This window comes from Pannus brasiliensis CCIBt3594, assembly GCF_036688125.1.
In the GTDB taxonomy this organism is placed as follows: domain Bacteria; phylum Cyanobacteriota; class Cyanobacteriia; order Cyanobacteriales; family Microcystaceae; genus Pannus; species Pannus brasiliensis.
Window position 1 is genome coordinate 27,905 of the sequence record NZ_JBAFSM010000016.1, and the last position, 20,854, is coordinate 48,758.

Sequence of the window (20,854 nt, forward strand, 5' to 3'; positions counted from 1 at the left end):
ACGGGTTGACACGGCAAATAATTCAGTCGAGTTCGGGTTAAATCGATCGGGGCGGGCGATCGCGCTCTGGCAATCCGTTCCTGCCCCGAATGATTTTTAACCGGCTATCTCACGCGATTCCCGATTTGCGATCGGGTGCGGGCAGAAGTTCGGGAAGATTCGCCTCGATCACCGATCGGACTCTTGCTGGGTTCTCGCGCAAGAGTTCTCGGATTTCGGCTTTGACGGAGGTTAGCGGCTTCTCGGTTTTGCCGCGGGTCTGTCGGATACCGAGGGGCTTGCAGATTTTTCGGCAGGAGCGTTTCGTCAGCTTATCGATAAGAATCTCGGTTGGAAGGAGATCGCTATCCTCTCGATCGAACCCCTGACTTTCCCCGTCGGGAACCGGCTCGATTTCCCGATCGATTGTCGGGGCGTTCATCTCGATTTCCGAGTCCGGCGCGGAAGGGGTTTCCCTCATACTCCCGCTCGCTTCCGACGCACTTGATCGACGGGTAAGCGTGACCGAAATCGCGCAGAAGTAGAGGAGGAACAGGAAAATCGGGAAGAGGGATTCATTGATGGTGGTGAACATGATCTTTCTCCTTTTTTAGCGGGCGGTACTTTTCGCGAGCGTTCAGGATCGCTAAAGCGAGCGGCGTTAGCCGACTCCCGCTCGCCGGTTCTCTCGATTTCCTAGAACTCGACCATTACCGCCGAACGCTGTATGACAGAAGCGTAATATTTGAAGAGAATTTGGGGATCGTGTCCGGTGGCCTCCGCGACCGCCAGAGGGTTAGCACCGTTCGCGATTAGCGTGGCTAATCGCGGTATGTCTCGTGGCGTAAGGTTTGCGATACTCGATCCCTAAACCGGCGAGAATCTTTTTCCACGCTCTGCGGCGGAAAGTGTGGTCGTCGATCGTCTTACCGGTGGGGGCGGGAAAGACCAAGCTTTCCGGATCGTGGCGATCGGGCCGGCGCTCTCGCCTTGAAGAAATTACGGGATATTCCGGAGATACACCAAGCTTAATGTTGAGTTGTTAGAATAGAGACCGAAGGCAACTGATCGCCCTGTTCAAGGACAGGCCCACTTGATGCCAGTAATTCGAGTAATTCAAGACCGCAATTCGTCCCGCGCGGCGAATGTTAACGAGATCTTTACGAACAGCGGATTAAATGATCTCCATATAGCATTCTATTCGAGCGGAGAGAGCGAAACCCGATTCTACCCGCGCGGATGTGGGTATGAGTTCCTCATAAGTATACCCGACCGATGGGAGGCACTTGAATTAGACCGAGAAGACCTAGAGAAAACGTACCAGCTAGACGAGGATCTATTCAGTTCGCTATTTAACCTCGCCTACTTTCTCCAGAGCCTGAAGGAAGCCCGTGACCCTCGCTTTTACACCGCCGGACGTTGCGAGATACTTTTAGAGGCCATGGCCCGCGACTACGCCGATGTGTTCGATGCGCTCGCCCCGGCCCTTCCGCTCGATCTGCGAAACCTCATCCCGAACCTCGCGTCTGACAAAGCCGCCTAGTTGCCTATCCTGAAAAACTGACACGACCGCCGGTGCCGATCGAGCGTCCGGCGGTCTTTGGTTATCGGTCGTCCCCGAAGCCTTGAAAGCTCGTGGCGGAGAGGATTTAGAGAAATCGGGATGACAGGATTTGAACCTGCGGCCCCTTCGTCCCGAACGAAGTGCGCTACCAAGCTGCGCTACATCCCGAAAATTTTCACGGCTTGATCATTGTATCACATCCTCCCGCGTTCGATCGACACTTGGTAGGATAGTAAAAAATCGAATCGATCGGAGTAATGAGAGCGTGACGGTAAAACCGGATTGGCTACGGGTAAAAGCCCCTCAATGGCAGAGAGTGGGCAGTGTTAAAGAGATTTTACGGGATTTAAACCTGAATACCGTCTGCGAGGAAGCGTCCTGCCCGAATATCGGCGAATGTTTCCACGCGGGAACGGCGACTTTTCTCATTATGGGGCCGGCCTGTACCCGCGCCTGTCCCTACTGCGACATCGATTTCGAGAAAAAACCGCAACCCCTCGACCCTACCGAACCCCTCCGATTAGCCGAGGCTGTCAAGCGTCTCGACCTCAATCACGTCGTCATCACCTCCGTTAACCGGGATGATTTGCCGGACGGGGGCGCGGGTCAATTCGTCCGTTGTATCGAGGAAACGCGCCAGATCTCGCCGAAAACAACTATAGAGGTCTTGATCCCCGACCTCTGCGCCAATTGGGACGCGTTAGCTTCGATCCTGTCCGCGAAGCCGGAAGTTCTCAACCACAACACGGAAACAATTCCCCGTCTCTATCGTCGCGTCCGTCCTCAAGGGGATTACCAACGCTCTCTAGAACTCCTACGGCGCGCCCGTCAGCTTGTCCCCTCCACCTACACCAAATCGGGCATCATGGTGGGATTGGGGGAAACCGACGAGGAAGTACGCGGGGTGATGGAGGATCTCCGGGCCGTGGATTGCGATATTCTCACCATCGGGCAATACCTGCAACCGTCCGCGAAACACCTCGGCGTACAGGAGTTCGTCACCCCCGCACAGTTCGACGCGTGGCGCGAGTTCGGTGAATCGATCGGATTTTTACAAGTTGTTTCCACCCCCTTGACAAGAAGTTCCTACCACGCCGAGGAAGTGAGAAAGCTCATGAGTTTATATCCCCGCAAGTAAGGGATAAAAACTTATTTCGGGAGTTTTTTCACCGCCTGATAGATTTCCGGGAGACGTTTATAGATCGCCGACACTTTTAGGAACAGCTTGTGCGGCATGGCGGGAATTCCCGATACCACCTCGCCGGGGGGGACATCGTTGTGAATGCCCGCTTTCGCCGAGGCGATCGCCCCGTCGCCGATCGAGGCCTGATTCGCGATGCCCACCTGTCCCGCGAGAATGACGCGATTGCCGATTTTCACGCCTCCCGCCATGCCCACCTGTCCGGCGAGGGCGCAACCGGAACCGATCTGGCAATTATGGGCGATATGCACGAGATTATCGATTTTCGTGTTCTTGCCGATCCGCGTTTCTCCCACCGCGGGGCGATCGACCGCGCTATTACACCCGATCTCCACCCCGTCCTCGATCGCGACGATCCCCGATTGTTCCATCTTGAACCAACCTTCGGGAACGGGAACGAAACCGAACCCTTCCGCCCCGATGACCGCGCCGCTATGGATCACGCAATCCGAGCCGATCTGCACCCGCTCGTGGATCGTGCAGTTGGCGTGGAGGACGGTTCGAGCGCCGATACTCGCCCCCGGATAGATGACAACATTGGGATGGATACACGCGCCATCACCGATGTGAACGTCGGCCTCGATCACCGCGTGGGCGCCGATCGACACTTCCCGGCCGATTTTAGCGCTGGGATGAACGACCGCGGTGGCGTGGATGAAGGGCAGGGGACGGAAGGGTTGATAGAAAAGTTGAATGGCGCGCGCGAACAGCAGACGCGGCGCGGGCGAGGCGATCCAGACAATGCCTCGATCGTTGGCGCTTTCTTGTAGGGCGCGATCGTCCGGTAGGATCAGGGCGCTGGCGGGGGTTTCCGTCACGAAGGAGGCGAATTTTCCCCCCTCGATGTAACTGATGGTATCGCTTATCGCCGACTCGATCGGGGTGATGCCCGTGATTTCCGGATCTCGATCGACGTACTCGCTCAGACTACTCGCCGTGACGAAAGGACTTAATTGACGGACGATCTCGCTAAATTTCATAGATTTACCCCGCGGTATCGGCGAGGATCATTGTAATACGATTTGGCTAACGTTCTCTTTAGAAATTTTGGATAGGCGATCGAGCGCGGACGATTTTCGCGTTTTTTCTAGGAAGATTTACTGGGAAGATTTCGGGGAGATCATCTAGGATCGGAGCGATAACTCGCGAATCGCGTTTCGATCGAGCGTTATTTTTTCGGAAAATCGTCTTCAAAAATGCGAAAATACTTTCTTTTTATCGGGTTAGCGATCGGGGCGTTGTTGATAACTTTAGCGATGAATTCGCCGGGGGAAATCGATCGACGAGCGACCGGGATCGATCGCCTGTACGTTTTCGGCGATAGTCTCTCCGACACGGGTAACGTTTACCGCTCCACGGGGAAATCTTCCCCTCCCGATCCTCCCTATTTTCAGGGGCGCTATTCTAACGGTCGGGTATGGGTGGAATTCCTCGCCGGGAAATTAGGAATAAAACCCGATCGGGTGGATAATTTCGCGTGGGGAGGGGCGACCGCGGGAAATGATGAAACGGTGCCGAGTTTATTGTCACAGGTGCGGGAATTTTCCGCGAGGGAACGGGCGATCGATCCCCGCGCTCTAGCGGTCGTCTGGATCGGGGGAAATGATTATTTAAGAGGGACTACCCGCGTCACCGAACCCCTCGCGAATTTGTCTACCGCGTTGACTTCTCTATCCCGTCTCGGTATCCGACGGTTTTTAATCGTCGATCTCCCCGATTTCGGTAAGATTCCAGCGACTTGCGGACGGGAAAACGCTTCTTCTCTGAGTGCCGTGGTCGTGGCGCACAATCGGGGTTTAGCGCGGATCATCGACCGACTCGATCGACAGTTCGCGGGAAAAAGTCAATTCGTCGAGTTCTCCGCCTATTCCCTCTATAACGCGGCACTTTCTCACCCCGATCGATTCGGTTTCGACAATACTCGATCGGCTTGTTTGAACGGGAAATCTATCTGTAAACACCCCGATCGCTTCCTGTTTTGGGATAGTATTCACCCCACCGAAAAAGCCCATCGCGTCACGGGAGAACGCGCCTATCAAGTTGTCGAAAAAGCTTTTTGGGAAACATCACCGACCGGCACTCCAGTGAAAAAATCCAAACGGTAAACTTAAATATTCGATTGATTTTGATTTAACTTGTCTTAGATAATTCTTGTTATTTACTCGAACGATAGATCGGGTGAATATCCCTGCGCGGGATCTAGTTCGCCCGACTTTTCAAAAAAAGCCGACCAAGACGATTAATCATCCCAGTTGTTCAAAAGAAATCCTTTAAATTTCTTTCTATTTATACCTTTATAGTCGCATTGTGTCATCGATAAACCTCCAGAGACCGTCGGGCAAAATAACAATTTGCAATTCTTCTTCGCCGCAATTTTTCGTTAGAATAAAAATCGTCCGAAAAGTATAATCGTAACGAAAGAGATAGATCGGTTGGTAGAGATTGGATAGGAGTTGGCAAACTCGTACACTACTGAAAGCTTGTTCTACGATCGACAATTGTACCTCTCGATTTTAACCGTGTTTCGGGGATAGCGAGACATTCGCCGATTGTAACCGCTCTTGTCCGATCGCTCGATCTCCCCGCCCAAAAAGCCCCCTACTATGCTAAAATTTATAGAGAACCTGTCATTTTTTCGCCCTTACTGGTGTTCGATCGTGATTTTGGAAAAATAAACCCACAGCACCGAATATTTTGACTTTTTTTAAATCTTTTCTCTTGTTATCGGAGTATACCCGTCTATGACCGCTTCCGCCGATCGCATCGTGCCGACAGACTTAAGTAATGAAATGTCCCGATCCTACCTAGAATACGCCATGAGCGTGATCGTGGGACGGGCTTTACCCGACGCGAGGGACGGACTGAAACCCGTACACCGGCGCATTCTCTACGCCATGTACGAACTCGGACTCACCCCCGATCGACCCTTCCGGAAATGCGCCCGCGTCGTCGGGGAAGTATTAGGGAAATACCACCCCCACGGCGATACGGCCGTATACGATGCCCTCGTCCGCATGGCCCAGGACTTTTCCATGCGCGACCCCCTGATCAACGGTCACGGCAACTTCGGATCGGTGGATAACGATCCCCCCGCCGCGATGCGTTATACCGAGTGTCGTCTTCACTCGCTCGCCACCAACGCCCTATTACAAGATATCGAGTCGGAAACGGTCGATTTCGCCGATAACTTCGACGGTTCCCAGCAGGAACCCGTGGTCTTACCCGCGAGAGTCCCGCAACTTCTCCTCAACGGTTCCTCGGGGATCGCGGTGGGGATGGCGACGAACATCCCCCCCCACAACCTCGCGGAATTGGTCGATGGCGCGGTCGCTCTCATCCATAATCCCGAACTCACCGATCTCGAACTCACCCGCTACATTCCCGGCCCCGATTTCCCCACGGGAGGCCAGATCCTCGGTAGAGACGGCATCCGGGACGCGTACACCACCGGACGCGGTTCGATCACCCTGCGCGGGGTAGCCAGCATCGAAACGATCGAACACCGGGGACGGCCCGATCGGGACGCGATTATCATCACCGAACTGCCCTATCAGACCAATAAAGCGGCATTAATCGAGAAAATCGCCGAATTAGTCAACGATCGCAAGATCGACGGCATTTCCGACGTGCGCGACGAGAGCGATCGGGACGGTATCCGCGTGGTTATCGAACTCAAACGCGATGCCTATCCCCGCGTCGTCCTCAACAATCTCTACAAACAAACCCCGCTTCAAATCAATTTCGGGGCGAATATGCTCGCGTTGGTGGAAAACGAACCGCGACTGCTCACCCTGCGCGAATTCCTGCGCGTTTTCCTCGATTTCCGCGTCGAGGTGATCACCCGTCGCACCCGCTACGAACTCCGCAAAGCCGAGGAACGCGATCACATTTTACAGGGATTACTGATCGCCCTCGGTCGTCTTGACGAGATAATCGCGCTAATCCGCGGTGCGGCCGATACCGCCGGCGCGAAAGAGGGATTGGTCGAGAATTTCGGACTTTCCGAAGCGCAGGCCGACGCGATCCTGCAAATGCAACTACGTCGCTTAACGGCCCTGGAATCGGAGAAAATCCAGAAAGAACACGAGGATCTCGTCGCGAAAATCGCCGATTTACAGGACATTCTAGACCGTCGCGAGCGGGTAGACGGCATTATCGAGGAGGAATTGCAGGCGATCAAAGCCATCCACGCGACCGAACGCAGAACCCGCATCGAACAAAGCGAGGGCGATATCGCCGAAACCGACCTGATCGCGAACGAACAGGCGCTGATCCTCGTTACCGAACAGGGCTATATTAAACGGATGCCGGTGAATACCTTCGAGGCCCAGAGTCGCGCCACCAGAGGGAAAGCCGGGGCGAAAATCAAGGAAGATGACGGAGTAGAACACTTTATCTCCTGTCTCGACCACGATACCGTTCTTTTCTTCACCGATCGAGGCGTTGTTTACAGTCTCAACGCCTATCATATTCCCACCGGTTCCCGGGCCGCGCGCGGCGTTCCGATCGTGCAACTGCTAGAAATCCCGAAAAACGAGAAAATTACGACCGTTCTCTCGGTCAGTCAATTTACCGGGGATGATTACCTGATCATGCTCACCCAGAAGGGCTTTATCAAGAAAACCGCCCTTTCCGCGTTCAGTAACATCCGTTCCAACGGTTTAATCGCGATTTCCCTCGAAGAAGGCGATCAACTGCGATGGGTGCGTTTGGCGAAAGAGGAAGATAGCGTGATCATCGGTTCCCGGCAGGGGATGGCGATTCACTTCAAAGCCGATAGCGATCAACTGCGTCCGTTGAGTCGCGCTACCAAGGGGGTGCGATCGATGAAATTCAAAGGTGAGGATGAACCGATCAGTATGGACATCCTACCCGCTCAAGTGGTCGCCAGCATCGCCTCCGGGGAAGAGGACAGCGAGGACGAAAGCGAGGAAATCAATCCCGAACTCGCCAATAACGGCCCGTGGGTGTTAGCCATCACGCGGGGAGGTTTGGGCAAACGGGTTCCCGTCACCCTATTCCGTCTGCAAAATCGGGCGGGAATGGGCGTGAGAGTGATTAAATTCCGCAAAACGGGCGATAAACTCGCCGCCCTGCACGTCGTGAATCCGGGAGATGAATTCCTCATCGTCACCGAACGCGGTATCATCATCCGGCAAACCGTGGACGCGATCACCCCGCAATCGAGATCCGCGGGTGGGGTTCGCGTCCAGCGCCTCGATGAAGATGACGCGATCGCGGCCGTGGCTTTGGTTCCCCCCAGCGCCGAAAACGGCACCGAAAATGGCGAGGAAAGCGAGGAGTAATTTCGCGGGATCGACGATCGATAATAACCGATCGTCGATCGCTATCCGTCCCGAATCGATCGTGATTTCGGAAAAACGGACGGTATTTTCGAGCGACTCTTTCCCGTCGATCCCCGATGTTTCTGAACCGCCGGATCTTCGCGAGGATACGATCGATTCTCTCGCCGCCCGCGCTTCACTCCCATCGATCGCCCCTACCGGCCCTCTCACCGGTTCGCGGGGGAGGAATCAGTCGCGTATTTCTCGAAAGTCAATCTACTTGACAGATCCCTGTCCGAAGATTATAGTCTTTTCTGAAAACAAAATTCATTCCACGGATAGAGGAACATTCTCGATACCCATCATTTATAGGATCTATAGGTATTCTATCCTCGTAACAAACGCTCTCTCGATCATCGATCGAGCGAATTGTATAAAGACGGCTAGAAGAGTATCGATTTCGTGAAAAGGCGATTCTTTTCTCTCGATCGTGGCGATCGAGATCTTTCTTCCATTGTATCGACCTTCCGAACGCTCTATCGGGGATAGCCCCGATGCTAGTCTGCCATAAACTTTATTTTTGGTTTAACCTGTCATGGACAAAAATCTAATTAAGAACCTGTTGAAAAAAGAGAATCCGATCGTATTAGAAATTGGCGCGCACAGAGGAACCGATACGCTAGACTTTCTCCAAAAATTTTCCGAGATAGAGATCCATAGTTTTGAACCCGATCCGAGAATCATCAAACTGCACAGACAACTCGTTTCCGATCGACGTTCTAAACTCCATGAGATCGCGATTTCCGACGAAGAGGGAGAGGCGACATTCTACCAGAGTGGCGAGGCGGTTGACGATCAATTGAAATACGATGCTTCTTCCTCTCTAAAAAAACCGAAGGAACACTTGACCGCCTATCCTAACGTGAAGTTTAATAATTCTATTACCGTCCCTACCGTTCGATTAGATACTTGGGCGCGAGAAAATAATATCTCCGAAATAGATTTTATTTGGGCGGATGTTCAGGGAGCCGAAGAACAACTCATTAAAGGCGGTTTAGAAACTCTCAAAAAAACGAAGTATTTTTACACCGAGTATTCCGATCGAGAACTCTACGAGAATCAGATCAATTTAAATAAAATTAAGGAACTTCTTCCCTCGTTTGAATTTATCTGTTTTTACGCGAGTAATGTTCTTTTCAAAAATACTCGCTATATTCAATCGCCGTTGGAAGTTCTCTCCGAACGAATCTATACTAATTATTACATCTACACGCACGATAGAAGTTATTTCCGATTACCGTTTAAAACGGGATTACGAAAACTGGCGAACCGCTTAACGGGAACCCGATAAATCGGTTATCGAGGGAAGATTCGCCCGAGTTTTCGAGGCTTTTTTTCACAAAAACGCTCGAAACTCGGGAGCGATTCGCTTGAAACGATCGCTACTCTCACGATCCACCCGAACGGGATCGATCGCTTTTTGTCCCGCTAATTCGCATCGACCTTAACGGGATCGCCACTATTTAATCCCTCGATTAAAAGGGTTTCTCACTATTTTTCCGCGACTCTTTCCCGTTCTTGACGCGAGAGATGGTTACTATAGTCGTCTACCGTATCGTAATCGCCGGTCGCGAGTTGTCGATCGATAAATTCCTGTAAGTCATCCGGCAAGGAAATGTTACGTTCGGTCATAGTATGCCATTCACTTTCCCGACAGTGATTTTAAACAAACTTTTCCGGCGATCGATCTCTTCGCGATACAGATCTCCCGCGCGACGGGATGCGGGAATAGGACGACGAACAAACGTTACACTAGATCAGTCGCCCGCGATCTTCTCTAAATCCTTATTATGGCTCTTCTCACCGTTCGATCGATTCACAAAGACTTCGGCATCAAAGAAATCCTCAAAGACGCGAGTTTCAGTCTCGATGTCGGCGATAAAGTCGGCCTGATCGGTACGAACGGATCGGGAAAATCCACCCTACTGAAAATGATCGCCGGACTGGAACCGATCGACTCCGGAGAGATTCAAACCCAATCGGGGGCGAGAATCGTCTATCTACCGCAACAGCCAGACCTAGACGACGATCGCACCGTTTTAGAACAGGTTTTCGCCGATAGCGGCCCGAGTATGGCGTTAATTCGCGAGTACGAGGAACTATCGGATCAACTCGCCAACGAATCCGATCATTCCGATGAAACTCTCGCCCGTTTGTCAAGGGTATCGCAACAAATCGAAACACTCGGCGCGTGGGAGTTAGAAACCAACGCTAAAGTAATTTTAAGCAAACTGGGCATTCAAGATTTTACCGCGCGTGTCGGCGATCTTTCCGGGGGGTATCGCAAACGCATCGCCATCGCCACCGCGTTACTCGCCGATCCCGACTGTTTGCTGATGGACGAACCCACCAACCACCTCGACGCGAACACCGTGGAATGGTTGCAAAGTTATCTGGCGCGGTTTCGCGGCGCGATATTATTAATTACTCACGATCGCTATTTTCTCGATCGGGTGACGAATCGGATTTTAGAAATCGATCGGGGCGATCTATACGCCTATTCGGGAAATTACGCTTATTATCTAGAGAAAAAAGCGCTCGCAGAAGAATCGATCGCCAGCACGCGACGCAAACACGCGGGAGTTTTGCGACGGGAATTAGAATGGCTCGCGCGCGGGCCGAAAGCCAGAAGCACCAAACAGAAAGCGCGGATCGATCGTATTACCGAAATGCGCGAGCGGGAATTCAAACAAGTGCGGGGGAAAGTCGATATCGCCACCGCGGGAAGACGCATCGGCAAGAAAGTGATCGAGCTAGAAAAGGTGTCTAAAGGATACGGCGATCGCACCTTAATTAAAGATTTTACCTACATTTTCACTCCCGAAGATCGCGTCGGTATTATCGGCGGTAACGGGGTAGGAAAATCGACCCTGATGGATATAATCACGGGAAAAATTTCCCCCGATAGCGGTCAGGTAGAGATCGGCGATACGATTCATATCGGTTATTTCGATCAGCATTCCGACGATTTGAATCTGAACGAGAATCAACGGGTGATCGAGTATTTAAAAAATGTGGCCGAGTTGGTAAAAACCCTTGACGGGAGCGTGATTACCGCCTCACAAATGTTAGAACGATTCCTTTTCCCTCCCGAGCAACAGTACGCGCCGATCCATAAACTTTCGGGAGGGGAAAGACGGCGATTGTTCTTATTACGGGTGCTAATGAGCGCGCCGAACGTGTTAATTCTCGACGAACCGACTAACGATCTCGACGTTCAGACTTTAGCGGTTTTAGAAGATTATTTAGAAGATTTTAACGGCTGTGTGATTGTCGTTTCTCACGATCGCTATTTTCTCGATCGAGTGGTCGATACCATTTTCGCCTTCGAGACGGGAGGGGAAATCCGACAGTATCCGGGTAACTACTCTATCTATCTGGATTATCAGAAAACCATCGCCGAACCGATCGAGAAAAAAGCCGAACCGAAATCGGCGAAAGTTTCATCTCCCAAAGCGGAACCCTCGAAAAAAGTCTCGTTTAAAGAGAAAAAGGAATACGAGGAGTTAGAAAGAAAAATTCCCGAAATGGAAACGCGGAAAGAAGCGATCGAACAGGTACTATACAACAATCCCCCGACGGATTTTGAGGAAATGAAGCACCTCACCGAACAGTTAGCCGAATTAAGTCAATCGATCGATACCGCGACCGATCGCTGGATGGAACTAGCGGAAAGGATGGGATAAAATGGGAATGGATATCGAGTCTCGAATTCAACAGAGAATACAGTTATCCGATCGAGAGATCGCCGATTTCTGTCAGCGATGGGGACTCAAAGAGAGAAAGCGTCTTACCGAATAGGGAACGAAATCGATCGTTTCATCTGTTACCGCGAACCGGGGATCGTCTCCGTCACTATCTTCCCCGCGATCACTACTGTCTCCCGATCGAAACTGGTACAATCGGTTTATCGATCGCTACATTAGGAGTTAGGAAAATGACGGGAAAAATGGTGGCTTTGCCGATCGTTCTGGCTTTGACGATCCTGTTCGGCGCTTGCTCGGGACAGAAAGAGAAACAAGAACCGGGAGTCAATTCCGCTGAGCCAGAACAACAACGTCGCGAGAACGCTCAAGAGGAAGAGGACGACGGGGATAAACGCCAGGATAGCGATCGGGATAAAGAGGACAAAGGGGATAAACGCAACAATAAACAGCGCGACGATGATGACGATGATGACTAGGCTCGATCGTTAACTTCTCTTTCGGGAGAGCGGGAATTTTACTCGATTACGTTCCCGTTTCTCCCGCTAACCGAAGAACATCCTCTACGATTCGATCGGTTAACCACATTCCTCGCTGACGGAGTTCGTCAATAACGGGAGCGATCGAGGGAAGATAGCCTAATTTTTTCGCTTTGACTAAAACTCCGAGAGTTCCCGTGTATTTCAGTTGATATAAATTGGCGATGCGTCGCGCGAGTTGGTCATCAAAGATTAGTAAACTTCTTACCTTTTCTAAGCCCAAAGCTAAGACTTCCGCTTCACCTTGTCCTAAATCAATAATCGCGGGAATTAGTTCGGGCGATCGAACGGGAGTGATAGCGATCCAATCGAGAGATTGAATATCGGGTACATCGATTCCCTGATTTTTCCCGATTTCTAGTTCTCCTACTACAGCCAAAGGAGTCAAAATTTCCGAGTACAAGCGTTGGAGTAAATTCAAACGCCCAATTTGATGGAGATATAGCAGGGGAGATGTATTGACAATTACGGGAGAATCAGGCATTGTTAACATCCTGTTCTAGTTGTTCGGTAGTCAAAGAGAAAGGGGAAACTTGATAGCGTCCCAAAATAGTTAAAAACTCTACTCGTGATATTCCCGCGAGTTGTGCCGCTCGTCCCGAAGACAATTTTTCGAGTTCAAAGAGTTTAACCGCCGCTAAAATTTTTAACTCTCTAGATAAGCTTTCTGGAGTTTCCTTAAGACTAATGAAAATCTCTTCGGGAATTTCTAAATTAATGACACTCATTTTTGTATCTCCTTACAGGTACTTCTACAAGACAGTCAAAAATTATAATTGTTTAAATCGAGGGGTATCCATTCTAAACTTCCCCTTCTCTCTTCTAGAGAGGAAGCCACTTCATCGGGTAAAGCGATAGAAACTTTTATAAAATATCATAAGGGAAAACCAACCGATTCTATTTTGTATTCTTTATCTTATATAAATAAATTTATATTTTGCAGTTTTTGCAAATTATAGATATGATTCGTGTTAATAGTGGAGTCGATCACATCATAAAATATTTGTTGCTGTGAATCGGGAACTTTGCTCCAGCGTTCGGGCGATAATACTATATTCTCGCAATAAATGGCTAACATATTAGAAATTATTTTTTGTTTCTCGGTCATAGACAAATTATCATCATCTATTTGGTCAATAAATGCCGATAACTTTCTTTGGTTTTTTCGTAAATAGCTAAACAACACAAAAGTTTTTCCATTTTGAGGAAAAATGGTTAAATAAATATAGTTTAAGTCAACTGTTAAATGGGAGAATTCATTGATAAGCTTTCCATGTAAATCTCTTTCAGGCGCAAAACATGAGGAGACCGCTAAATGATACTCGTTATCGAAAATGACTATTCGTGTTTTTATATTCTCAAATTTTTTGTTCAATAAAAGTTGATTAAAAAAACGTCTATCTTTTTCTAACTGTTTAATTGTAACCTTAATTCCTCGCTCGTACTCCCTTAAGGGAGTCGGACATTTTTTAAGACCCTCCTTTTCCATGGCCACGATTAATGATTTATGTTGTCTGCGTTTGGCATGATACTCTTTCGCCAAGGCTCTGTATGCAAATAAAAATTCTTGTTCGATATTGTTTGGTTCGTAATCGTACAACTCTACTGGTTTAAAAATCTCGTTGTCGTGATACTGGCAAAACCCTGTAAAAGTAGTAGCCTTTTTTCTTCCGGTAAGTTGATCGTGCAAAAATGAAAATCTATTACTATCCGCCATAAATGTAGGATTGGAAAATGACAAAACATTTCCTTCGCTAGAAATCTTGCTAAGTATTTTATTGTTTTGAATTGAATGAGACTTTATAATCTCAAGGTTGCAATCTTTATTTTCACAAAAACATTCCTTGATATAAGATTTTTTTTGTATATCTTTAATATATTTTTCAGCTTTGGTCTGAGGATTGGTATTTTTATAAGTAACTCGATCTGTATTCATAGGAAACAATCTTCTTTCTTAATTGATGGACTCATGTTGGCGGTACTATTTCTAATTGTTTACAGATTCGGGACGCGGTAAAGTCTGGAATTTCTCGATGGCGTGGAATAGAGGTTCGACGGTTATTCGCGGGATTTTCCCAAATAGAATGTTCCCCTCCCTCGCGTACTAAGCGACAACCATGTTGGCTCAAATAACGGATTAAATCTCGACGTTTCATGAGGCTTCTCGATCGGGAACGATCGAAACGCGAGAGGCGGCTGTTAAAATCAGATGTATCGGTTCTTCTAAATCCGCTTCGGGATCGCTAAGGGATGGATTCGGTATCGGTAAAGATTCTCCCATCAATAAATTCGTTTCCGACATCTCGACTAGCGCGTTAGCTAGAGAACGACGAGCCTTGTCCAAATTTTCCGCGAAGGAAATCGTACCGGGAAAGTCCAAGACTTCCCCGTGAACCCCTTCCTCTAGAAACTTATACATGGCTTTGTAGGTTAGCATTTCTCTGTTTCCAAATAAACTACTCTATTTCCGCCCGATCGAGTTTCTAGACGAGTGATTACTTCACCTTCTCCAACATTAACTTCGATCGCTTCACCGCGTCCGGTACTGGAATCGGATAATCGCCGTTAAAGCAAGCGGTACAGAAATTCGCCGGATCTTCACCCGTCGCTTTCAACATTCCCTCTTGACTCAGATACGCGAGACTATCTACCCCGATTTGCTGTTGAATCTCCAACACCGATTTCGTCGCCGCGATTAACTGATCCTGATTGTCGGTATCGATGCCGTAGAAACAGGGATGGGTGACGGGAGGCGAGGAAATTCTCATGTGTACCTCGGTCGCGCCAGCGTCCCGTAAGGCTTTCACTAACTTTCTGCTAGTGGTTCCCCGGACGATCGAATCATCGACGATAATCACCCGTTTCCCCTGCAAAACATCCTTGAGGGGATTCAGTTTCATCTTGATCCCCGACTCTCTCATGTGTTGCGTCGGTTGGATAAAAGTACGTCCCACGTAGCGATTTTTAATCAATCCCTCCGCGTAGGGAATGCCGGAAATCCGGGAAAAACCGATCGCCGCCGGAATCCCCGAATCCGGAACCCCCATCACCATATCCGCCTCTACCGGAGCCTCTCGCGCTAACTGTTCCCCCAAACGGGAACGATAGGTATATAACGATTCCTCGTGAACGATACTATCCGGACGCGCGAAATAAATCATCTCGAACACGCACAGTTTTTTCTCCGCTTTCATCGCCCAATCGATCGAGGCTAACCCCTCCTCGGAAATCCAGACCAATTCCCCCGGCCGCACGTCCCGCAGGTAATCCGCGCCGATAATATCCAAGCCGCAGGTTTCCGACGAGAGGACGTAACGCCGGGGATTGCCCTCTTCTTCCAATACCCCGATCACGAGAGGACGCACCCCGTTGGGATCGCGCGCCCCGATAATCCCCGTCGGCGTACCGATCACCAGACTATAGGCCCCGGAACAGTATTGAAACGCCGAGATCGCCGCCTGTATCCAATCCTTACCGCTATCCACTTCCTGACCGATCGCCACCGCGATCATCTCCGAATCGGTGGTCGTCACGAAGTCACAGCCGCGTTTTTCCAGTAACTGTCTTAGCTCGATCGTATTGACTAAATTTCCATTATGTGCTAGAGAAAGTGTCCCCAGGCGCGTCTCGACGATCGCCGGTTGCGCGTTGGCCCGGCGACTCGATCCCGTGGTCGAGTAACGGGTGTGACCGATCGCGTGGGTTCCGGGCATCGTGGCGAGAATGGTTTCGTTAAAAACTTGGGAAACTAGCCCCATTTCCTTGTGACAGCGCACCGTATCCCCGTCGTAGGCGGCGATTCCCGCCGATTCCTGCCCCCGGTGCTGTAGGGCGTACAATCCGAAATAGGTCGATTTCGCCACTTCTTCTTCCGGGGCGTATAACCCGAAAACCCCGCAGGCTTCTTCGGGTTTATCGGCGCGGGGAAGGGAGGGAGTACAGTCGCGATGGCTGTTCATTGGGGTTCGGGTTTGGGGTGTGTTTGCAGGAACTTTTAACTTATCTTAATATTGTTTTAACCGGATACACGAGACGCGTTCCCGTATCTCGTTCAGTGTAGTCTCCGCTCGATCGCTCCCGACCAGGTTGCGGTCATCTCGGCTACCGACGCGTCGATCCATTTTCGACCGGATACCTCCGAAATCGTTAAATTTCCGTTTCTTTCCGTCACTCGACCGATTCTCCGCCAATTTTCCCCCAGTCGATCGCTCAGGAATTTCTCCCAATCGCCTTGATTTTCGGGAGATACCGAGACGAGAATACAACCGGCGGACTCTCCAAAGAGCCGTGTATCGGGACGATCCTCACGATTCCATGATAGCTCGACTTCCGCGCCGATCGATCCGGCGATACAGCATTCCGCGAGGGCGACGGCTAACCCTCCCTCGGCACTATCGTGAGCGGATTTCACCAGTCCGGAACGAATTCCCTCCCGACAGGCCGCCTGCACTTGTTTTTCTAGTTCTATATCCAATTCCGGCGGTTTTCCCGCGACGATCCCGTGAATCGCGGAGAGATAGAGCGAACCGCCCAAGGTGGGACGATGACAGCCCAGAAGATAGATGACATCCCCGGACTCTTGCCATGCCTGACCGCGAACTTTCGTAATATCCTCGATCGCTCCCACCATCCCGATAACGGGAGTCGGATAAATAGACCGAGGATTGCCGCTCGCGTCAACGGTTTCGTTGTAGAGAGAGACATTTCCCCCGGTCACGGGTGTATTGAATTCCCGACAAGCTTCCGCGATACCCTGACAGGCGGTTGCTAATTGCCAATACCCTACCGAATTCTCCGGGCTTCCGAAATTGAGATTATCCGTGACAGCAATGGGGTCGGCCCCCACGCAACTAAGGTTTCTCGCCGCTTCCGCGACAGCTAACTTAGCGCCGTGATAGGGATCAAGATACACGTATAACGAGTTACAATCTGTAACCGCCGCTACACCTTTTTTAAAATTCCCCGGATCTCGATCTTTCTCGCGAACTCGAATAACCGCCGCGTCCGCCCCGCCGGGGAAGATCACCGTATTATTCTGCACTTGATGATCGTACTGGCGATAGACCCAACGTTTCGAGGCGATCGAGGGAGTATCGAGCAGTTTCCGGAAAATATCTTGCGGGGATTCGGGGACGGGTAACGTCTTGTCGTCCCATTCCCGCGCTTTGCGGACGTATTCCGGCGGTTCGCTCAATAATTCCCGGTGATAGATGGGGGTGTTATCGGCCAGGGCCGTCGCGGGAATTTCCGCCGCGATCTCCCCTTTGAAGAGAATCCGGACGATCGGTTCCTCGATCACCGTTCCCGCGACCACCGCGTGCAGTCCCCAACGCTCGAAAATCTCGATTAATTCGCCCTCGCGTCCCGATTCCGCGACGAATAACATTCTTTCTTGGGATTCCGAGAGTAGGTACTCGTAGGGAACCATTCCCGTTTCCCGTACCGGGATTTTATCGAGATCCAGTTCGATCCCCACGCCTCCTTTCGCCGCCATTTCCGAGGTGGAACAGGTGATCCCCGCCGCGCCCATATCCTGCGCCGCGACGACCGCGCCGGTTTGAAAGGCTTCCAGACAGGCTTCGATGAGGGATTTTTCGAGGAAAGGATCGCCGACCTGAACCGCGGGGCGATCGTCCATCGATTTATCGGTTAATTCCGCGCTGGCGAAACTCGCGCCGCCCATGCCGTCGCGCCCGGTGGTAGAACCCACGTAGAGAACGGGATTTCCCAAACCTTTCGCGCCGGATTTAACGATTTCCCCCGTTTCCATCAAACCCAGCGCCATCGCGTTGACGAGGGGATTTCCCGTGTAGGCGGGATCGAAATACACTTCGCCGCCGACGGTGGGAACCCCGACACAGTTACCGTAGTGGCTGATTCCCTCGACCACTCCCGCGAAGATGCGGCGATTGCGGGGATCTTCCAGGTCGCCGAAGCGGAGGGAGTTTAAAATAGCGATCGGCCGCGCCCCCATCGTGAAGATATCCCGTAGAATGCCGCCGACCCCGGTAGCCGCGCCCTGAAAGGGTTCTACCGCCGAGGGGTGATTGTGGGACTCGATTTTAAACGCCAGCCGCAAGCCGTCACCGAGGTCTACCACGCCCGCGTTTTCCCCGGGCCCGACGAGAATTCTGTCTCCGGTGGTGGGGAATTGTTTTAAGAGGGGCCGGGAGTTTTTATAACAGCAGTGTTCCGACCACATCACGCCGAACATCCCTAATTCGGCTTTATTGGGGTGGCGGCCCAGGCGTTTGACGATTTCCTCGTATTCTTCGGGTTTGATGCCTTCGGAGGCGATTTCTTGTGGGCTGAAGGGTGCGGACATGAAACGGTCGATGAGGGGACAATGCTTATTGTATACCGACGATCCCGGCGATCGATCCACGGTTCCGAGAGGCCGTGGGGTGGGAAGCGCGAAGCTTAACCCACCAGAAGCTTACCGATTTCGGTTCTCGCTTTTGCAGGGGATCTTATCCCGAATCTCTATTTTGATGGTTTCTGGAATTCGACGATCGAGATCTCGGGATAGAGATTCGGCTAGACTTTCATACGCTCGATCGAGTCCGTCGCGATCGACAACCCGCAAGAGAGTGAAAACCGTTCGATCGAGATCTATATCTTCCTCGATCGACCAAATCACCCGTAGTTTCGGAGAAACTATCAACGTGTATACAGAAGAATCGTTGAGAGCGATCGCTCGAGGGGGTTGATGTAATTTACGACGGTATCCTTCGGAATCTTTTTCCGAGGGAAATAGAGACACGAAACAATTAGTTTTTTGCATTACTAGGTTTCGCGCTTGTTCGCTAAATTTTTCTAGATCGCTCTCGAATTGCTTGGTTGACTCGATGAAAATCTCCATTGGATAACTATCTATTGAAAGGGAAAAACGATCGGGAATCACTCGTCCGATTTCGCGGGAACCGTCCACCAGGCGAGCGCGTAGGGCTGTTCTGCCTCGTTCACCCGTTGACGGTACTCGACGCGAATTTTATACTCTCCCGACGCGGGGACGGGACAGAAAATATGTTCCACGCTATCGGTATCGCTAATCGAGGCGCAGGTGTATTTCGTGTGATTGTCTTCCCCCTTCGGTAATAGATAAACGTCTAAATTATTCAAACCCCGATCGCGGAAATTTTCTTCGAGATCGTAGCGATCGTTATTATTCATATCGATCAGTTCTACCAAACGATCCCAGGCGAGAGTGATCGAGACAAAACTATTCGCTTGTAACGGTTCCGAGAGAAGATAATCCCGATGTCCGTTGGGGATAACGGTATTGTAATCCCAGCCGATCGCTTTGACCGGTTCGATCGGTTGTCCCCGTCCGCCACTAAACTGTTCGTGGGCGCGAAAAACATTTAAATGTCCCGTTCCCATCTGTATATCTAACGGGATTTTCGGATCGGTATACGCGTCGGAATCCAGCCAGGTTTTCTGATCTTTCGCGAGGACGGTGCGCGCCATTCCCAAACGTAAACCGTCTCCCGTATCTTTAATTTTATCCGCGGAGTTGAGAAGAACCGCTTTCATTACCTCGTGTCGGCGGGAATCGAGACTCCAATCCGCTCGCTTATCCCGTAACTGTCGATCGCCGTATTCCTGCAACAGCGCCACGGACGCGGTAATATGGGGCGCGGCGAAACTCGTCCCGCTGACTTTATTGACTTTTCCCTTGAGATCGTACAGATCGATCTTATTCCCCGGCGCGACCAGAGAGATCGATCGACGTTGCCCGTCATTGATTTCCCGTCGGATGAGATTACGACCGATACCCACCGGTAACGCGCTGAGGTTCGCGAAATCGACTTTCGTGAATTTTCCTTCCCGTTTGGTGGTGTACGCGGTGGTGATTCCATTGTAGTGGTCGGTGGGAATGGGGATGCCGCCTTTACCCTGATTGCCCGCGATCACGTACAGGGTATCGTGTACCCGCGCCGACCAATCGATACACTTGGTTAATAAAGCTTGTCCGTCGAGTTTCGCGTTGTCTCTGGAGTCGCGTTGCAGGGATTCCCCGAAACTGAAGTTGATCGCGCGCACGTCGCCGCCATTCTGTCGGGCGATGGTTTGACTGGTTAAACACTCTTCCGGCTGTCCCCCCCGTCGCAGGGAACCCACCGCGCCCGAGTATAATTTCGCGGCCGGCGCGACACCGGGGATCTTTTTATCGTCGCTGATCATTACCGTGGCTACCATCGCGGCGTGATTGTCGAGGTTGGCATTCGGTTTGGCGATCGAATCCCGGAAGAAAACGCCCGCTAATTTGTAGGGAGGTTGCCAGGCGGCCACTTTATCGAAGCCGAATACGGCGGGACGACCGATCTCGACCTGACCGATGGCGATTTTCCGCCCGAAGAGATTATACGGCTCCGATCGCAGTCGATCGGCGTAGATGCCCGGATCGCCGATCGAGTCCGACCACACGATCGAGGGAATTAAAACAACCGCGACAATAAAACCGACGACAAACCATAAAGACTTTCTAAGCATACCCGCGCCATGCCGAGGAGTGATAT

General features: G+C 51.0%; 20 protein-coding genes and 1 tRNA gene. 6 read left to right on the forward strand and 15 right to left on the reverse strand.

What is annotated here, in order from left to right:
- Positions 1-109: 109 nt before the first annotated feature.
- The 3 genes from V0288_RS10245 to V0288_RS10255 all read right to left on the reverse strand — a co-directional run bounded on the left by V0288_RS10245 (position 110) and on the right by V0288_RS10255 (position 1,711).
- Positions 110-574 (reverse strand): hypothetical protein, encoded by a 465-nt coding sequence (locus V0288_RS10245; protein WP_332864991.1) that lies wholly within the window; start codon positions 572-574, stop codon positions 110-112.
- Between the two features lie 201 nt (positions 575-775).
- Entirely contained in the window at positions 776-931 is a 156-nt protein-coding gene (locus V0288_RS10250; protein ID WP_332864992.1) for a hypothetical protein, read from the reverse strand.
- 706 nt (positions 932-1,637) lie between these two features.
- Positions 1,638-1,711 (reverse strand) — tRNA-Pro (locus V0288_RS10255).
- 76 nt (positions 1,712-1,787) lie between these two features.
- On the opposite strand from V0288_RS10255, the gene lipA reads away from it, so the two are divergent.
- Complete coding sequence (gene lipA, locus V0288_RS10260) at positions 1,788-2,681, forward strand: lipoyl synthase (protein WP_332865048.1); 894 nt, start codon at positions 1,788-1,790, stop codon at positions 2,679-2,681.
- Between the two features lie 11 nt (positions 2,682-2,692).
- Here lipA and lpxD read toward each other — a convergent pair whose 3' ends face one another.
- A complete protein-coding gene (lpxD, locus tag V0288_RS10265) occupies positions 2,693-3,724 on the reverse strand; it encodes a UDP-3-O-(3-hydroxymyristoyl)glucosamine N-acyltransferase (RefSeq protein ID WP_332864993.1) in 1,032 nt (343 codons plus the stop codon).
- A gap of 216 nt (positions 3,725-3,940) precedes the next feature.
- Between lpxD and V0288_RS10270 the strand changes: the two genes are divergently transcribed.
- A complete protein-coding gene (locus V0288_RS10270; protein WP_332864994.1) occupies positions 3,941-4,849 on the forward strand; it encodes an SGNH/GDSL hydrolase family protein in 909 nt (302 codons plus the stop codon).
- Between the two features lie 189 nt (positions 4,850-5,038).
- Here the strand turns inward: V0288_RS10270 and V0288_RS10275 are convergent, their stop codons facing one another.
- Entirely contained in the window at positions 5,039-5,242 is a 204-nt protein-coding gene (locus V0288_RS10275) for a DUF6888 family protein (protein ID WP_332864995.1), read from the reverse strand.
- 243 nt (positions 5,243-5,485) lie between these two features.
- Here V0288_RS10275 and gyrA point away from each other — a divergent pair, with 243 nt between their 5' ends.
- The gene (gene gyrA / locus V0288_RS10280; RefSeq protein WP_332864996.1) at positions 5,486-8,050 is read left to right on the forward strand and encodes a DNA gyrase subunit A; all 2,565 of its coding nucleotides are present in this window, start codon (positions 5,486-5,488) and stop codon (positions 8,048-8,050) included.
- A 574-nt stretch (positions 8,051-8,624) separates the two neighbouring features.
- A complete protein-coding gene (locus V0288_RS10285; protein ID WP_332864997.1) occupies positions 8,625-9,380 on the forward strand; it encodes an FkbM family methyltransferase in 756 nt (251 codons plus the stop codon).
- Between the two features lie 200 nt (positions 9,381-9,580).
- Here V0288_RS10285 and V0288_RS10290 read toward each other — a convergent pair whose 3' ends face one another.
- Positions 9,581-9,721 (reverse strand): hypothetical protein, encoded by a 141-nt coding sequence (locus V0288_RS10290; RefSeq protein ID WP_332864998.1) that lies wholly within the window; start codon positions 9,719-9,721, stop codon positions 9,581-9,583.
- A gap of 158 nt (positions 9,722-9,879) precedes the next feature.
- On the opposite strand from V0288_RS10290, the gene V0288_RS10295 reads away from it, so the two are divergent.
- On the forward strand, positions 9,880-11,775 hold the full coding sequence (locus tag V0288_RS10295) for an ABC-F family ATP-binding cassette domain-containing protein (protein WP_332864999.1): 1,896 nt from the start codon (positions 9,880-9,882) through the stop codon (positions 11,773-11,775).
- A 251-nt stretch (positions 11,776-12,026) separates the two neighbouring features.
- Positions 12,027-12,272: a hypothetical protein gene (locus V0288_RS10300; protein WP_332865000.1), complete on the forward strand. Its 246-nt coding sequence runs from the start codon at positions 12,027-12,029 to the stop codon at positions 12,270-12,272.
- Positions 12,273-12,318: 46 nt separating this feature from the next.
- On the opposite strand, the gene V0288_RS10305 is transcribed toward V0288_RS10300, so the two are convergent.
- The 9 genes from V0288_RS10305 to V0288_RS10345 all read right to left on the reverse strand — a co-directional run bounded on the left by V0288_RS10305 (position 12,319) and on the right by V0288_RS10345 (position 20,828).
- On the reverse strand, positions 12,319-12,816 hold the full coding sequence (locus V0288_RS10305; RefSeq protein ID WP_332865001.1) for a PIN domain-containing protein: 498 nt from the start codon (positions 12,814-12,816) through the stop codon (positions 12,319-12,321).
- A complete protein-coding gene (locus V0288_RS10310; RefSeq protein ID WP_332865002.1) occupies positions 12,809-13,060 on the reverse strand; it encodes a UPF0175 family protein in 252 nt (83 codons plus the stop codon). Before V0288_RS10310 ends, V0288_RS10305 begins: the two co-directional genes overlap by 8 nt.
- Before the next feature lie 188 nt (positions 13,061-13,248).
- Entirely contained in the window at positions 13,249-14,268 is a 1,020-nt protein-coding gene (locus V0288_RS10315; protein WP_332865003.1) for a hypothetical protein, read from the reverse strand.
- 31 nt (positions 14,269-14,299) lie between these two features.
- Positions 14,300-14,488, reverse strand: coding sequence for a type II toxin-antitoxin system HicA family toxin (locus V0288_RS10320; protein ID WP_332865004.1), 189 nt, complete (start codon positions 14,486-14,488; stop codon positions 14,300-14,302).
- Entirely contained in the window at positions 14,485-14,769 is a 285-nt protein-coding gene (locus tag V0288_RS10325) for a type II toxin-antitoxin system HicB family antitoxin (RefSeq protein ID WP_332865005.1), read from the reverse strand. The genes V0288_RS10320 and V0288_RS10325 overlap by 4 nt, the downstream gene beginning before the upstream one ends.
- 58 nt (positions 14,770-14,827) lie before the next feature.
- Positions 14,828-16,291 carry an amidophosphoribosyltransferase gene (purF, locus tag V0288_RS10330; RefSeq protein ID WP_332865006.1) on the reverse strand — a complete coding sequence of 488 codons (1,464 nt, stop codon included), beginning with the start codon at positions 16,289-16,291 and terminating at the stop codon, positions 14,828-14,830.
- A 92-nt stretch (positions 16,292-16,383) separates the two neighbouring features.
- Positions 16,384-18,657 carry a phosphoribosylformylglycinamidine synthase subunit PurL gene (gene purL / locus V0288_RS10335; RefSeq protein ID WP_332865007.1) on the reverse strand — a complete coding sequence of 758 codons (2,274 nt, stop codon included), beginning with the start codon at positions 18,655-18,657 and terminating at the stop codon, positions 16,384-16,386.
- Between the two features lie 111 nt (positions 18,658-18,768).
- The gene (locus V0288_RS10340) at positions 18,769-19,194 is read right to left on the reverse strand and encodes a hypothetical protein (protein WP_332865008.1); all 426 of its coding nucleotides are present in this window, start codon (positions 19,192-19,194) and stop codon (positions 18,769-18,771) included.
- Positions 19,195-19,232: 38 nt separating this feature from the next.
- The gene (locus V0288_RS10345) at positions 19,233-20,828 is read right to left on the reverse strand and encodes a S8 family serine peptidase (RefSeq protein ID WP_332865009.1); all 1,596 of its coding nucleotides are present in this window, start codon (positions 20,826-20,828) and stop codon (positions 19,233-19,235) included.
- Positions 20,829-20,854: the final 26 nt, after the last annotated feature.

What these genes read in the sequence shown, in the direction of transcription:
- V0288_RS10325 (WP_332865005.1), bottom strand. Translation starts at nt 14,769, where the DNA reads ATGCTAACCTACAAAGCCATGTATAAGTTTCTAGAGGAAGGGGTTCAC.
- V0288_RS10320 (WP_332865004.1), bottom strand. Translation starts at nt 14,488, where the DNA reads ATGAAACGTCGAGATTTAATCCGTTATTTGAGCCAACATGGTTGTCGC.
- lpxD (WP_332864993.1), bottom strand. Translation starts at nt 3,724, where the DNA reads ATGAAATTTAGCGAGATCGTCCGTCAATTAAGTCCTTTCGTCACGGCG.
- V0288_RS10295 (WP_332864999.1), top strand. Translation starts at nt 9,880, where the DNA reads ATGGCTCTTCTCACCGTTCGATCGATTCACAAAGACTTCGGCATCAAA.
- purF (WP_332865006.1), bottom strand. Translation starts at nt 16,291, where the DNA reads ATGAACAGCCATCGCGACTGTACTCCCTCCCTTCCCCGCGCCGATAAA.
- V0288_RS10305 (WP_332865001.1), bottom strand. Translation starts at nt 12,816, where the DNA reads ATGCCTGATTCTCCCGTAATTGTCAATACATCTCCCCTGCTATATCTC.
- V0288_RS10270 (WP_332864994.1), top strand. Translation starts at nt 3,941, where the DNA reads ATGCGAAAATACTTTCTTTTTATCGGGTTAGCGATCGGGGCGTTGTTG.
- V0288_RS10300 (WP_332865000.1), top strand. Translation starts at nt 12,027, where the DNA reads ATGACGGGAAAAATGGTGGCTTTGCCGATCGTTCTGGCTTTGACGATC.
- purL (WP_332865007.1), bottom strand. Translation starts at nt 18,657, where the DNA reads ATGTCCGCACCCTTCAGCCCACAAGAAATCGCCTCCGAAGGCATCAAA.
- V0288_RS10345 (WP_332865009.1), bottom strand. Translation starts at nt 20,828, where the DNA reads ATGCTTAGAAAGTCTTTATGGTTTGTCGTCGGTTTTATTGTCGCGGTT.
- V0288_RS10245 (WP_332864991.1), bottom strand. Translation starts at nt 574, where the DNA reads ATGTTCACCACCATCAATGAATCCCTCTTCCCGATTTTCCTGTTCCTC.
- V0288_RS10340 (WP_332865008.1), bottom strand. Translation starts at nt 19,194, where the DNA reads ATGGAGATTTTCATCGAGTCAACCAAGCAATTCGAGAGCGATCTAGAA.
- V0288_RS10310 (WP_332865002.1), bottom strand. Translation starts at nt 13,060, where the DNA reads ATGAGTGTCATTAATTTAGAAATTCCCGAAGAGATTTTCATTAGTCTT.
- V0288_RS10315 (WP_332865003.1), bottom strand. Translation starts at nt 14,268, where the DNA reads ATGAATACAGATCGAGTTACTTATAAAAATACCAATCCTCAGACCAAA.
- V0288_RS10285 (WP_332864997.1), top strand. Translation starts at nt 8,625, where the DNA reads ATGGACAAAAATCTAATTAAGAACCTGTTGAAAAAAGAGAATCCGATC.
- V0288_RS10290 (WP_332864998.1), bottom strand. Translation starts at nt 9,721, where the DNA reads ATGACCGAACGTAACATTTCCTTGCCGGATGACTTACAGGAATTTATC.
- gyrA (WP_332864996.1), top strand. Translation starts at nt 5,486, where the DNA reads ATGACCGCTTCCGCCGATCGCATCGTGCCGACAGACTTAAGTAATGAA.